General features: G+C 38.1%; 8 protein-coding genes. 7 read left to right on the forward strand and 1 reads right to left on the reverse strand.

The genetic code is table 11. The features are described from left to right. The first annotated feature begins 266 nt into the window (after positions 1-266). The 7 genes from ABW637_RS02090 (at position 267) to ABW637_RS02120 (ending at position 11,552) form a co-directional block, all read left to right on the forward strand. Positions 267-3,626, forward strand: coding sequence for a M4 family metallopeptidase (locus tag ABW637_RS02090; protein WP_367582973.1), 3,360 nt, complete (start codon positions 267-269; stop codon positions 3,624-3,626). Positions 3,627-3,852: 226 nt separating this feature from the next. Then, complete coding sequence (gene eutB / locus ABW637_RS02095) at positions 3,853-6,213, forward strand: ethanolamine ammonia-lyase subunit EutB (protein ID WP_367582974.1); 2,361 nt, start codon at positions 3,853-3,855, stop codon at positions 6,211-6,213. 90 nt (positions 6,214-6,303) lie between these two features. Next, positions 6,304-8,055 (forward strand): serine hydrolase domain-containing protein, encoded by a 1,752-nt coding sequence (locus ABW637_RS02100; protein WP_367582975.1) that lies wholly within the window; start codon positions 6,304-6,306, stop codon positions 8,053-8,055. Between the two features lie 218 nt (positions 8,056-8,273). Then, a complete protein-coding gene (locus tag ABW637_RS02105; RefSeq protein WP_367582976.1) occupies positions 8,274-8,972 on the forward strand; it encodes a hypothetical protein in 699 nt (232 codons plus the stop codon). A gap of 230 nt (positions 8,973-9,202) precedes the next feature. Then, entirely contained in the window at positions 9,203-10,312 is a 1,110-nt protein-coding gene (locus tag ABW637_RS02110) for an AraC family transcriptional regulator (RefSeq protein WP_367582977.1), read from the forward strand. Positions 10,313-10,316: 4 nt separating this feature from the next. Continuing rightward, positions 10,317-11,162: a DUF2911 domain-containing protein gene (locus tag ABW637_RS02115; protein ID WP_367582978.1), complete on the forward strand. Its 846-nt coding sequence runs from the start codon at positions 10,317-10,319 to the stop codon at positions 11,160-11,162. A 57-nt stretch (positions 11,163-11,219) separates the two neighbouring features. Further along, positions 11,220-11,552 (forward strand): DUF2834 domain-containing protein, encoded by a 333-nt coding sequence (locus tag ABW637_RS02120; protein WP_367582979.1) that lies wholly within the window; start codon positions 11,220-11,222, stop codon positions 11,550-11,552. Positions 11,553-11,630: 78 nt separating this feature from the next. Here ABW637_RS02120 and ABW637_RS02125 read toward each other — a convergent pair whose 3' ends face one another. Beyond that, positions 11,631-14,075 carry a discoidin domain-containing protein gene (locus tag ABW637_RS02125; protein WP_367582980.1) on the reverse strand — a complete coding sequence of 815 codons (2,445 nt, stop codon included), beginning with the start codon at positions 14,073-14,075 and terminating at the stop codon, positions 11,631-11,633. Positions 14,076-14,316 lie beyond the last annotated feature (241 nt).

A 14,316-nucleotide genomic window follows, 5' to 3' on the forward strand; every position in this document is an offset into this window, starting at 1 on the left:
TAGATTACCAAATCCTGTGTATTTTAGTTAAAATTTTACATATTCTACACTTATAATTGTAGGTAAAAGACTACAGTTTGAAAATGCCAGGAATTTAACAATAGTCTGTTAATGTAGTGTTAACAACCTCTTAACATATGTTAATCTATTTTTCATAGTCGTTCATCGAATTTATTTTAAAAAATGAAAATAATTCAACACATTTGTCACTTTCATTGAATTATTTTCAATGAAATCGAATAAATGCTAACTCAAACTCAACGAACATGAAAAAACACTACAAGAATGCTATTCTTTTATCTGCATTCAGTTTTGCTTCATTGTGTGTAACTGCACAAGAGGGCAAGCAGGAGAATTCTTTCAAACAACCTGAAAGTTTAATACAAATTGATGTACAACAAAAGAGTTCACAAAATATCTTTCAAAAGTATATTGGTTTAAGTGAAGGTAACTCATACACCAAAGTTGAACAAAAGACAGACAAGCTAGGAATTACCCATGAAAAATTTCAGCAAATGTATAAAGGTGTAAAAGTAGAATTTGGTACTACTCGTCTTAATAGTAAAAATGGAAGAGCTTCTTCTCTTAGCGGAGGAGAATATTTCGATGTTAATGGTATAAGTACAACCCCTAAATTATCAGCTACGCAAGCATTACAAAGAGCGATAACCAATATTGGTGCTACCCAATACATGTGGGACAATTCCGAGGCTTCCAAAGCTATAGATTATAAAAAGCCAGAAGGTGAACTGGTGATTCTTCCAAATATTGATTCTAAAGGTAAGGATGGTGTAGTCACTAAATTTAACTTAGCGTATAAATTTGATATCTATGCGACTGCCCCAAAAGTAAGCAGAGGATATGTTTATGTAGATGCAAGCACGGGAGGAGTGTTATTCTATAATTCAATAATCAAACATGTCGGAGAACATAGTAACTCTGCTAAAAACTTAAAAACGATATCTGTTGATAAAAATACAGGAATTAAAGTTTTTGAAGCTGCACCTTTGGCCACAGGTAATGCTGCAACACGATACAGTGGTAACAAAACGATTACTACTCGTACCATAAGCGGAAGTTTTGCACTAAGAGATAATACCAGAGGTAGTGGTGTAAACACCTACAACAGTGGTGGTAACAATAGCTACCCATCAACAAACTTTACAGACGGTGATAATAACTGGACTGCTGCAGAATTTGACAATGCTGCAAAAGACAATGCTGCATTAGATGCGCATTGGGGAGCCGAGGTAACGTATGACTATTGGTCTACAGTACATTCTAGAAATAGTTTTAACGGTAGCGGTGCTGCCATCAACAGTTGGGTACATTATGACAACCAACCAGGAGGTGCTGGATATGACAATGCATTCTGGAATGGTAGTGTAATGACCTATGGAGATGGTTCTTCTAACGGAACTGAAGGAAACGGATTCTTTGATGCACTTACTAGTCTTGATGTAGCAGCTCATGAAATCGGGCACGCTGTAACGACTTTTACTGCCGATCTTGCTTACAGAAGAGAATCAGGAGGTCTAAACGAAGGGTTTTCTGATATCTGGGGAGCTGCAGTAGAGCATTTTGCTAAAGGAAACGGAAATGATGCCGCTCCTTCTGCTGATACATGGCTAATTGGTGATGAAATCGACAGACGTAACGGATCTGCTGCATTGCGTTCTATGAGCGATCCCAAATCACTAGGACAACCTGATACGTATAGAGGAACAAATTGGAGACCTGCAACAGTTGCCGAAGGCTGTATCACGCCAATCGGAAATCCTAATGATCCTAATTATAATGACCAATGTGGTGTACATACCAATAGTGGAGTATTAAACTACTGGTTCTACTTAGCTGTAGCTGGTAGTGCAGGAACCGATGGTGTAAACGATAATGGAGATGCATTTACTGTAGCAGGAATCGGAATGGATAAAGCAGCAAAAATTGCATACAGAACCTTAAACGTTTATTTATCGGCTAACTCTACATTTTTAGATGCCAGAAATGGTTCTATACAAGCTGCAAAAGATCTATATACTGCAGGTGGAGCTGAAGAAATTGCTGTGACTAATGCATGGCATGCTGTTGGGGTCGGACAACCTTTTGGTGGTGGAGGAAGTACTTCATACTGTGGTTCTAACGGGAACAGCGTAGCTGATGAATATATTGGTAGAGTTCAATTAGGAACTATAAACAATGCAACAGGTGCAGGAACTGGCGGATATAACGACTTTACTTCAATTTCGACTAACCTTGAAAAAGGTAGTTCTAATACAATTTCAATTACACCAACCTGGACAGGTACTCAATATAACGAAGGATACAGTGTATGGATTGATTATAACCAAGATGGTGATTTTGCTGATGCAGGAGAACAAGTATTTACACAAGCCGCTACACAAACAACACCAGTAAGTGGTTCTTTCACAGTTCCTTCTGGAGCTACAGATGGTGCTACAAGAATGCGTGTTTCTATGAAATATAATGGGATACCAACAGCATGTGAGTCTTTCCAATACGGAGAAGTAGAAGACTACGAAGTAGTAATCGGTGCAGGAGCAGCTGATACACAAGCGCCTTCTATACCAACAGGATTAGCAGCATCTAGTGTTGCTGAAACTACACTAACACTATCATGGAATGCGGCTACAGATAATGTAGGAGTAACCGGATACGATGTATATCAAGGATCTGCTAACTTAGGTAACGTAACAGGTACTTCTGCTAACATTACAGGATTAACAGCAAACACTGCATACCAATTTAGCGTAAGAGCTAAAGATGCAGCAGGTAACACATCTGCTTCAAGTAGTGTAGTCAATGTAACTACAGCCGGTGGTGGTGCATCAGCATGTACATCAGGTATTACATCTTTCCCATATAATGAAGGGTTTGAAAACACATTAGGTGCATGGTCGCAGTCTACTACAGATGATATCGATTGGACGATCGATGCTAGTGGAACTCCATCTAGAAATACAGGACCATCTAGTGCTACTCAAGGTTCTTACTACCTTTTTGTAGAAGCATCAGGAAGCGGTACAGGATATCCTGACAAGCAAGCCGTGTTAGAGTCACCTTGTTTTGATCTTTCGGGACTTAGCAGCGCAAGTTTCTCTTTTAGCTACCATATGTATGGTGCAACAGATATGGGTAGCCTTGCTGTAGATGCAAGTACCGATGAAGGTGCTACATGGACATCATTATGGAGCCAAACAGGAAATAAAGGAAACTCTTGGTTAAGTGCTAATATCGACCTTTCTGCGTATGCAGGTGGTGGTGTAAAACTTAGATTTAACAGAATCACCGGATCAACATGGCAAGCCGATATCGCAATCGATAATGTGGCTATAACCTCTGGAGCGGCGGCTGCATTTGCAGGAACTACTCCAACAGAAACTATAAACGAAGTATTTTCTTTATGGCCCAATCCACTTGTTCAAGGTCAAAGATTAAGTGTTTCTATAAAGAAATCAACTACACCTCAAAAGTATACGATTATCAATGCTATGGGTCAAAAAGTAGATGAAGGAGCATTTAATGGTGCTATTGACACTGACGGATTAAGAGCTGGTTTATATTTCCTTAATCTAGACGGAAACAAAAAACCATTTGTGGTACAATAAACAACCATCAATAATCAAAATTTAAAAACCCCTGAAACTTTAATGTTTCAGGGGTTTTTGTTTGCAAACTATCTACTTAATATATACCCCATAATTTAAAGCACGCTATACTTAACAACCTATGTGTTTATGCCCTGCTACAACACATATATTTAGCACTAGTAAATAATAAAATAATTCCCTACCTTAGGATAAAGTGTTCTATTTAACTTAAAATCAGTTTAATATGAGCAGCATTGGTCGTAAAGAGTTTTTAGCGCAGATAGGATTCCTTGGTACTTCTGTCATTTTTTTGAGCGGATGTGACTTTTGGACAAAGTCAAATACCTTTCCAAAACCTGAAGGAGAAGATATTGTTGACCTTTTGGGCAATGAAGATATTTTCTCATATATCAAAAGAATAAAAGGAGAAATGAATATGGACCTATACAGACAGATCATTGGGTTCGCTAATGAATTCAAAGAAGGAGATCAAGCAATAGGTTTGGCGGCAGATACCGAGAATTCACGTCAGAATGCCAGAGCTTTGCTCAATAACACCAAAATTAGAGCCTTAACTCTAAATCCTCTATTCAAGGATGATATCTTCGAATTAATTCAAAAAACAACAATACTACCTCCAGATGATTCTTTTCTTAACTGGACCATCCGTGATTTGAAGAATTTTGTATTGACTCAACCAGAAGAAGCCATAAAAAAAATAATGCCCGGCCTTACCAGTGATGTTATTGGCTGTCTGGTAAAACTTATGAGCAACAAAGAGCTTATAAAAGTGGGTCAAAAGGTTTTCAACCCCTTACCCAATAGTAAGATCGGAAGCAAAGGATATTTGAGTGCCAGAGTGCAACCCAATTCCCCTACCGATAATATCGATGACATCATGTGGCAAGTATTTAATGCGTGGTCCTATGGTGTTGGGGATTTAGTGTTAGGAACTAACCCAGTATCAAGCGAACCAGATTCTGTTGCCAACATCGAGAAAGCACTCTATGATATTATTACAACATTCAACCTACAGGATATTATACCCAACTGCGTACTTTCTCATATTGATATTCAGTCTGAAGTAGAAAAACGTCATCCCGGAACCACTGGAATTTGGTTTCAAAGTATTGCTGGAACGGTAGGTGCAAATAAAACTTTTGATATCACTATTGATAAAATGTTTGACCACGTTTTAAAACGCCAGGGGCAATATGGTCTTTATGCTGAAACCGGACAAGGAGCCGATTTTACCAATGGTCATGATGAAGGTTTTGATATGGTACTTCATGAATCCCGAAAATATGGGTTTTTACGTGCTCTAAAATTAGAAATGGAAGCATCAAAAACCAGTAGCAATGCACCCTGGGTTTTTGTAAATGATGTAGCAGGCTTTATTGGCCCCGAAGTATTCAAAACCAAAGAGCAGCTAGTTCGATGTTGTTTAGAAGATACAGTGATGGGCAAATTGCACGGTTTAACCATTGGGTTAGATGTTTGTTCGACGTTACATATGGATATTACCTTAGAAGATTTGAATTGGTGTATCGAACAAATAATGCCAGCAAATCCCGCCTATCTAATGGCATTGCCTACCAAAAATGACCCTATGCTAAGTTACCTTACCACAGCATTTAATAACCATGTAAAAATTAGAGAGCAGTTTGGATATAAGGTGAATGATGCCATGTGGGACTTTTTTAAAAAACTAAATATCATTGACCAAAATAATAAGCCGACCGAGCATTTTGGAGATCCGATTTGGGTGTATTATAGATATTGTATGGCTAAAAAAGATACAAGAAGCAAGGCCAAAATATATGCTGAAGGCAAGAAGTATATTTCAGAAATACGAGGAAGAGGCGTTGCAATAGCCGAAGGTTACGGAGAACATATTTGGGATTTGGAACCAGACTTGGATCAAGAAGTACATCGACTGTACGAAGATGCAAAAGTAAGTTTATGGACAGAAATCACTTCTGCTTTTATTTCAACTCTACCTGCTGCTATTGCGATAAACACAAAATCAGAAAACAGGAAAGATTATGTGTATCATCCGCAGTCGGGTGAAGAATTAAATGATGATTCCATCAATATTCTAAAAAATATACGCAAAAATTGGGGTGATCAAATTCCCGATGTACAAATCATCATTTCTGATGGACTTAATGTTAGAGCATTAACAGACATCAACCATTTGGCTCCTTTTCTCGAAACCTTAGAAAAAGAACTACATGCAAAAGGCTATATCGTGAGTAAAGAAAAAATAGTCATCACCCATGGAAGAGTTCGTGCCGGTTATGCTTGTGGCGAAGTTCTTTTTGGACAACAAGAAAACATAGATAAAAATAAAGGTATTATCCATATCATTGGAGAACGACCCGGTTCTGGGCATCATAATTTTTCTGCGTATTTAACCGCAACTCCTGTGGATATATGGAGCAAAAAAGGAACGGTAGATCATAACATCTCAAGAGTGGTATCCGGTATTTCTGATACCGCTCTCAAACCTGATCAGGCGGCAGTAAGTACAGTAGCTATTTTTGATGCCTTATTTTCAAAACCAGGTATTAAGCGGAAAGACGATTTGCTTACCATACGATAATGAAGCAATGTGTTAATAAGCTTCAGAGTAATACAACATACTTTTATAATCATTATCTTGTTCAGTACAATAACTCTTAGATCATAACTTATGAAAACGATTGGTATACTCCTGTCTTTTCTGTTCTATATTTCCTTTGGTAAGGGATATGCTCAAGACCATCTCTCTTCTCTTAAGCTTACAGGTGACACAGAGGTTTTACTCTCAGAATTAAAAATTACTATTCCCCAGCTTATGCAAAAAGGAAAAGTACCAGGACTGCAAATTGCCTTAATACGGGATGGAAAAACAATCTGGACACATGGTTTTGGGGTGAAAAATACAGAAAGTTCTGAAAAAGTAAGCGATACCACCGTTTTTGAAGCTGCTTCTCTAACAAAGCCCTTGTTTGCATATTTTGCGATGAAGATGATTGAAGAAAAAACCTTGGATCTGGATACACCCGTAATACAATATTTTACTCAGCAGGAAATCGAGGCTTTTTTTGGTCATTCACTGAACAAAGAAGGTTTTCACAAAGCCTGGGCCGAAAAAATGACTACCAGACATATTCTTAGCCATTCTGCAGGAATGCCTCATGGCGAATCAGGCGATGTCTACCCTATCCTATTCGAACCCGGAACAAAATATAAATATTCGGCAGCTGGTTACGAATTGTTGCAACGGGTCATCGAAAAATTAAAGGACAAGCCATTAGATGTACTTATCAAAATGTATGTGCTAGACCCTCTTAAGATGATCCATAGTTCGATGGTATGGCAAGACGACTATCAATCCTCAGCCGCTAATGGACACGATATGTTTAGCTTACCTCAGCCAGTACGTACTTATACAGAGTCTCATGCAGGGGCCAGCCTCTATACCACAGCGGCAGACTATGCCAAATTTATAGGTGCCATAATACAACAAAAAGGGTTACACGCCGATACCTTTACAGAAATGCTCACCCCACAAATTGAAGTTGATAAAGACTTAGGATTGACATGGAGTCTTGGTTTTGGTGTTCAGAAAGATAATAATGGCCTGGGACTATGGCAATGGGGTGATTATGGAATCTTTCGCAATTATATTTTGGCATATCCCGAGCACAAGTTGGCCGTGGTCTACCTTACCAATAGCTTTAATGGTTTAGGAATCAATAAAGATATTATAGCACATACTATTGGGGGTCAATCCAGTGGTATTACATTTCTTGAATATAGTCAATACACCTCTCCTGTGGCTAAGTTTTGTTGGGCAATCCTTGATCGAGGTGTAGAAGTGATCAACACCCAACTACCTGAATTAAAGCTTCAACATCCCGAAGAATTTAATACAGAAAATATAGGTTGGCTTGGTGAAGAGTTCTCTAGGGTCGGAAAATTTGAAGAAAGTATTGCACTTTTAAAATCTAATATCGAGACCAACTCAAAAGATGCAAACGCCTATATGCAAATGGCCAGATTATATCTTAACAAACAAGAACATGAGAAGGCTTCACAATACTACACACAGGCCAAAACGCTAGAAAATGCAGATCCCCAGCGTCTCGATTGGGGGATGACATATATCAAAGCGGTGCAAACTCCCGCCGTTGTGACTCTCGATCACTTAAAAACACTTGCGGGAAAATACGGCCCTCGAAATATTGAGTTTAGAGACAATGTGCTCTATTATGGCCGTGATAATGCAAACGGAATACAATACCGAAAACTCACTCCCTTATCCCGAGAGATCTTTATCATGAAGGATCTAATAGATTTTAGATTACAATTTGTGCTGGATGAGCATGGTAATCCTACCAAAATTATTGGGCTCTACGAATCTGGGTATCATGATGAGTCGATTCGAAATGCCGAGTAATGTTCTGAATCCTGATAATACTTCTTGCCAATAGAGTCAAACCAAATATTATATCCGAGTACCTGTTTGATGTTATCAGTATAACTCACAGAAGTTCCAACTCTATATCTCAATACACGTACGCTTACCGTATGTGTACCTATACAGCCTTATTTTTCTTCATATTTACAAACTCACCCCCTACTTTCGCCATTATAAATCAATTTAAAATCGAACATATGACATTTTTAAAAACCACAATCCTTGGATGTATTGTATTACTCTCTAGCCTAACGCTACATGCGCAGTCTAATATCAAATCTTACCATTTTAAAAAAGGTGAAATCCTGGATATTCTTTTACTCACTACAAAACCAGAAGGAAATGCCTTATTCAAAAAATATAGAGAAACTGCATTTCCTGTAGCTGTCAAAAGAAGCTATAAGCCACAACCTGGATTTAAAATAACCGAAACTACGCAAGGAAACATACAGCCAACAAGCTTTTTATTTGGGAAATGGAATGATCTCGAAAATCGTGAGGCGTTTATTGCCGAAATCGAAACTTTTGTCCCCGATTTTCACAAACAACGTAGAGATATTTGGTCTATTTTCAACCTGGTCTATTATGAAATGCCAAATGATCTTGCATTCGAAATTAACAAAGACAAATTTATTGTAGCCACTGCCTATTGGCAAAAGGATGCCGGAGCATTCTCGAAATTTAAAAAAGAATGGTTGCAAAAAGCTAAAGCCAAAGGCGGAAAAAGTGTTCTTGAGCTTACCCAAGGCAAATCCCCGGTAGGATATTACTACAATCCCGATTACCTGGTGCTTACCCAATGGGAAAACAAAGCAGCTTTTGAAGCTTTTTACCAAGAAAACCTTACCATGAGTCACAAAGGAGTAGAACATGTTAATCAGTTTGTGATCAACTAACGTAAGTGGCTAGTTATACTTTAGTATCAAAATTATGGTCTCCTCTCCCTTTGGGAGAGGACTAAGACGAGAGTTTTCGATGTAAAAACCCCCTCATTACTGAAACAAGTTCAGCACAGGCTCTAACCTTCTCCCCAAGGAGAAGGAACTTAAAATACTTATTAAAAAGTAACTAGTAACTTAAGTTAACTATTTTAGAGCCTTACTAACCGCTTGCTTAAAAGTATCGTATGCAATCATTTTTGAATCAACTGGTCTATTTTGGATATTTCCAAAGTGTATTTTTACTGTTCATTTACCTCTTTTCGGCTAAGAACAGAAAAAACATAAACGGGTACATCGCATTTTTTGTACTCGTCTTAATGATTGGTTTATCAGGGCGTGTTTTGTATATCTCAGGCATTTTTGGCCAGGATTATCGGTTAGTAACCTTTTCAGAGTTTGCCACTCTATTATTTGGCCCCACTATTTATCTATTTACAAGATCTTCATTGCTTAACAGGTACTTTTCATACAAGGATATATTCCATTATGTACCCGCTATTTTTTATAACATTGCTGTTACTATTCTTATCATATTACCATCAGACGAAGTATTACGAGCAAGAACACAAAGCGGAGAACAGTATCGAATTATACTATTGTTAGTAGGTATTGGACTGATCTTTAATATCAGCTACTGGCTTATGAGTCTGCATGTTTTTTTGAAATTCAGAAAAGACATACAAAATGAAGTAAGCTATACAGTAAAGACTCAATTTTTCCTAAATTTTATAATCGCTATCGGTATTTGTTTAGCCTGTTGGTTTACCATGTATCTTTTAAGCATTTTTGGAGTTCAGATTCTTAATAGACCCAACTGGCAGGTGATATGGTTAAGCATAGCTTCTATTATACTTTTTATTGCTTTTTATAGTATGAAAGAACCTCAGCTTTTCAAAATTACCCCTTTGATCACCTCTAAAAAGTATACACAGTCTAAGTTGTCCACAACAGATCTAGATCGGCTAAAATCACAATTAGAAGCTCTGATGCAAGAAAAGAAGCCATACCTAAATAACAAACTTTTAAAAGCTGAGCTTGCCGAAATGCTTGGGGTTAGCAATCCCGAAATGGCTCGTTTGCTTAACGAAAATATAGGCATGAATTTCTTTGAGTATGTAAATTATTATCGAATCAAAGAATTTGTTGACCTAGCTAAATCGGAAAAAGCAAAAAACCTTACTTTTTTCGGGCTTGCCCAAGAAGCCGGTTTTAACTCTAAAACAACATTTAATAAATCATTTAAAAAACTGATGGGAGCATCGCCATCAGAATACTTTAACAATCAGAACGTATAACATCATGTATAAAAATCTATATATCACATTGACCCTTGCCCTTATTGTTACGGCAACATCCTTTTCACAATTAAAAACACCTGCTGCCAGCACATCAGCCAAAATTATACAGACTGTTGGTCTTACCAATATCGAAATACACTACTCGCGTCCGAGTGCCAAAGGGCGCAAAATTTTTGGAACAGATGGCGTAGTTCTATTTGATAAACTCTGGAGAACAGGAGCCAATGCTGCCACCAAGATCACATTTGATGATAATGTTACGGTTGCAGGCAAAGAACTTAAAGCTGGAGCATATGCGATTCTTACAAAACCAGGAGCATCTGCATGGAACATATATTTTTACCCATATAACTCTGGTAACTGGACTAGTTATGTAGAGAAAGAACCCATTGCAACTGTTACTGGCAATAGCAAAAAAGTCTCGGATCTAGTAGAGACCTTCACTATCAGTATTAATAACATCACTATGGAAACTGCTGATCTTATATTTGCCTGGGAAAATACTAAAGTAACACTACCTATAAAAGTAGAAGTGCATAAAAAAACCATGGCCAGTATAGAGAAAACTTTAGCCGGCCCAACCACTTTTGACTATTTTAGAGCAGCTTTATATTTACATGAAAGTGGTAAAGATCTCGATACCGCTCTAGAGTATATTCAGAAAGCGACCAAGGGTAACAATCCAAGGTTTTTTCAGGTGCATCGCGAAGCTCTGATTCTTGCCGATTTGGGTAGAAAAACTGAAGCAATTACCGTGGCCAAAAGGTCTTTAGCATTAGCAAAAAAAGCCGGTAATGATGATTTTGTTCGTTTAAATGAGGAATCGATTAAGGAATGGTCTAAATAAAGTTGTTTATTAAATCATAGAATAAATGAGTACATTTAAGTCTAAAACTCATCAATAATGAAACTTAAATACGTATTCTTACTATTGGCAATTCTAGGTGTATGTTATACCTGGTATTTTAATATTCAGTTTTATATGACTGCCGAAGACACCTCTATTTTAAATTATATTGCGCAAACCAAAACCACATTTCCGGCAAGGTCCTTTAGTGCAGACTTATTGGTTGTGGTCATTACGTTTTTTGTATGGTATATCCCTGAAGCCATTAAGCTAAAGATAAAATACTGGTGGGTATTGATCCCATTAACCTTTTTGGTCGCGATAGCATTTACATTTCCGTTCTTTTTGTATTTAAGACAGTCTAAATTAGATAAATTAAAAGCGGTTTAAACGGCCCTTTTTATAAAGGTAAAACCTAATGGCAAGAGAGTATCGTATATCCTCGCCATTAGGTTTATGTATTGCTATTTAGTTTTTAAGCAACGTATAGGTAACTGTTTTTTGTTTCCCTTCAAGCTTTACTAACACTATTCCTTCTTTAGTATTTTCCATAGCGTTGAACTGTACTACTTTCATTTCTAAATCAATATTTTGTTCAGCAATTAACTGACCCAAAATGGTATATATTCTTGCTTTAGTAAACTGATGTCCCTTAGGTAATTTCAAATTTACATTGGTCGTAAATGGATTTGGATACGCCATAATACCATTTTTCCCAAATGCTGCTATCGGTTCATCATCAAGTTCATTACTAATCACTGTTTTTTTATCTAAAGACACGGTACTTGCAAACCCAGCACTTTCATAAATTCTTATATTTCTAAACGAACTATGGTTACCGCTACCTGCATCATTATCATTTACAAGGACTAAGTTCATAGCATTACCTGTGTATGAATTCCCAACCGGGATCACATAGGTTTTATAATTACCTGAAGCATTGTAGTTATCATAACTTCTGATGCCCCAGTTTTGGGTGCCGTGTACTTTAAAAATCCTATTACTACTTAAATTGTTATCCTCATCAAACCCGATACCATGAATCTCGCCTTCTCGATCACTTTTAAAATCGAATGCTACGACTGTATTTGCAGTAATCCTGTAGGTAGTGGCAGAACGTTTCCAAGTGTTATTGACTAAACGAGCAGTATCTCCATTATCCTCTATTGTATATGTACCCTCAACATCCTGATTAGAATATGAGGTTAGGCTCACCGTATTAAAATCAACACAGTCTGTACACCCTGTAGGAGGATTACTAGTCCCCGAAGGGCCAATAAGCTCTATCTCGCATACTTGCGTCATACTACCACCATCTCTGTTTTTAGTGGTATTCATACGATAATAGGTATAGTTTGTAGCATTCGTAAAACTGAATTCTTTTCTCTGAAAGCGGTTTGCCCAACTTTGTGCTGTCCAACTGCTTAGTGTTGTCCAGTTTGTACCATTATTTGACCCCTGGATATTAAAATTTTCGGGATCTCTACCTGGCACATCATTAGCACTAGTGATGGCAAGCTTGTTTACAGTTACTGCAGCTGGCAATTGTATCTGAATCCAGCTCGGATTAGCATTACTTGGCGCTCCCCCATTATCTAACCATTTACTCCAGCTAGAATTTTGTGTTCCGTTTGTAGACAGATTATCAAAAGCTCTATCTGCACTTTCTGCCGAATTGATCTGCGCTCTTGCCGTGATGACACCTGTACCCACCGGATCTGTATGATCAACGGTAGTCGATGTTTCGGTTGTTGTGGTAAAACTCCATGTAGCGCCTGTAGTAGTGCCTACGGTATTCACTTCGTCTATTCGCCAATAATAGGTAGTATTACGATTTAATGTTCCCGGTGCAAATGATGTATTGGATTGATTCCCCTTAAAATCAGAAGTCCCAAGAGTAGGATTGGTTCCGAAATATACATCATGAGCGTTGGCGCCAGATCCTGCAGACCAACTTAGTGTGGTATTCGTACTTATATTGGTCGATTGATTAGAAGGGTTGGGTGAACCAGCTCTTCCCGGAGCATTACCAGGAGAAAGTGCATTATTAATGGCAGCGGCATAACCCGCTACTGCAGAGCTATTATCAAAATCATCATAGATCCACATAAAGCCTCCTGTGATACCACAGTTGTTTTGCCAATTATTCATTCTGTTTTCTACCGTTGCTGTAGATGATTGCCCAGAACCTCCCCATAAACCGGGATATACCGGGATCCCAAAGTCCCAAGATGATGAGCACGGGTTATTACCCCCGCCACCAGCGTAGCATTGCAAATAATTTCTATCGATATTACCAGGATAGGATGCATTAACCTGGCTTACTAAGGCACTCCAAAAACTACTTCTTGTATAGGGTACAATGGCGTTTTTAAATCCAAGTTCGGCCAACATTTTTGTAAAAGCCACTGCCGAAGCAACATGATACGTGCTTTCGTCATCATTATTAAAAGCATCAATAGTGGGGATAGCCGCTTTTAGGGCTGCAAAATTTCTGTACAGCGTTGTACCGGGTCCAAAACCTTCTGAGTTATAAAAGTTTCTTACGGCTTCAAAAGTACCCGACCCAGCTGCGCTAAGTCCAAATTCTACTCGATTAATAGAGGTAGGTGCCGCTTTAAGTCTGGCCACATCATTAGGAAAATTAGGGTAGGATTGATCCCCTACATACTCTCCGTTTTTTACCAATGGAAATTCTCCGTTAAATCCCAGGTCTCCATTGGCTTCGATATGAATAGTCCAAACGATTACGGTTGAAAAACCAGAGTTGCGCAATTCGTCAATAGCATAGTCTCTGCCATAATAGATAGGGCCTCCTGCATATATCGCAGATTCTTGCCCCATAAGTTGACTACTTATTGTGATTAATAACAATAGTAGTACATTTCTAAAAGTGAGTTTGTGTGTTTTCATTGTTGATATACAATTAGGTTTTAAGATTAGTACACGAAGGTATTATTTTAATTGTTATTGATATCACCAATTACAGCATCTTATAACGCTACTGTTTATGATTATATGGTAACGAAAACGCCCTGCACGCTGCAGCATGGTCTCGTTGCAGCAACGAAAGTCTCCTGCATCACGCAGGAAGGTTTTGTGGCAGTAACGAAAGCCTCCTGCATCACGCAGGAAGGTTTCGTCGTGTTGAGAA

This window comes from Aquimarina penaris (assembly GCF_040786285.1).
GTDB lineage: Bacteria > Bacteroidota > Bacteroidia > Flavobacteriales > Flavobacteriaceae > Aquimarina.

Excerpts from the sequence above, each read along its gene's own strand:
- ABW637_RS02090 (WP_367582973.1), top strand. The coding sequence starts at position 267 with ATGAAAAAACACTACAAGAATGCTATTCTTTTATCTGCATTCAGTTTT.
- eutB (WP_367582974.1), top strand. The coding sequence starts at position 3,853 with ATGAGCAGCATTGGTCGTAAAGAGTTTTTAGCGCAGATAGGATTCCTT.
- ABW637_RS02100 (WP_367582975.1), top strand. The coding sequence starts at position 6,304 with ATGAAAACGATTGGTATACTCCTGTCTTTTCTGTTCTATATTTCCTTT.
- ABW637_RS02105 (WP_367582976.1), top strand. The coding sequence starts at position 8,274 with ATGACATTTTTAAAAACCACAATCCTTGGATGTATTGTATTACTCTCT.
- ABW637_RS02110 (WP_367582977.1), top strand. The coding sequence starts at position 9,203 with ATGCAATCATTTTTGAATCAACTGGTCTATTTTGGATATTTCCAAAGT.
- ABW637_RS02115 (WP_367582978.1), top strand. The coding sequence starts at position 10,317 with ATGTATAAAAATCTATATATCACATTGACCCTTGCCCTTATTGTTACG.
- ABW637_RS02120 (WP_367582979.1), top strand. The coding sequence starts at position 11,220 with ATGAAACTTAAATACGTATTCTTACTATTGGCAATTCTAGGTGTATGT.
- ABW637_RS02125 (WP_367582980.1), bottom strand. The coding sequence starts at position 14,075 with ATGAAAACACACAAACTCACTTTTAGAAATGTACTACTATTGTTATTA.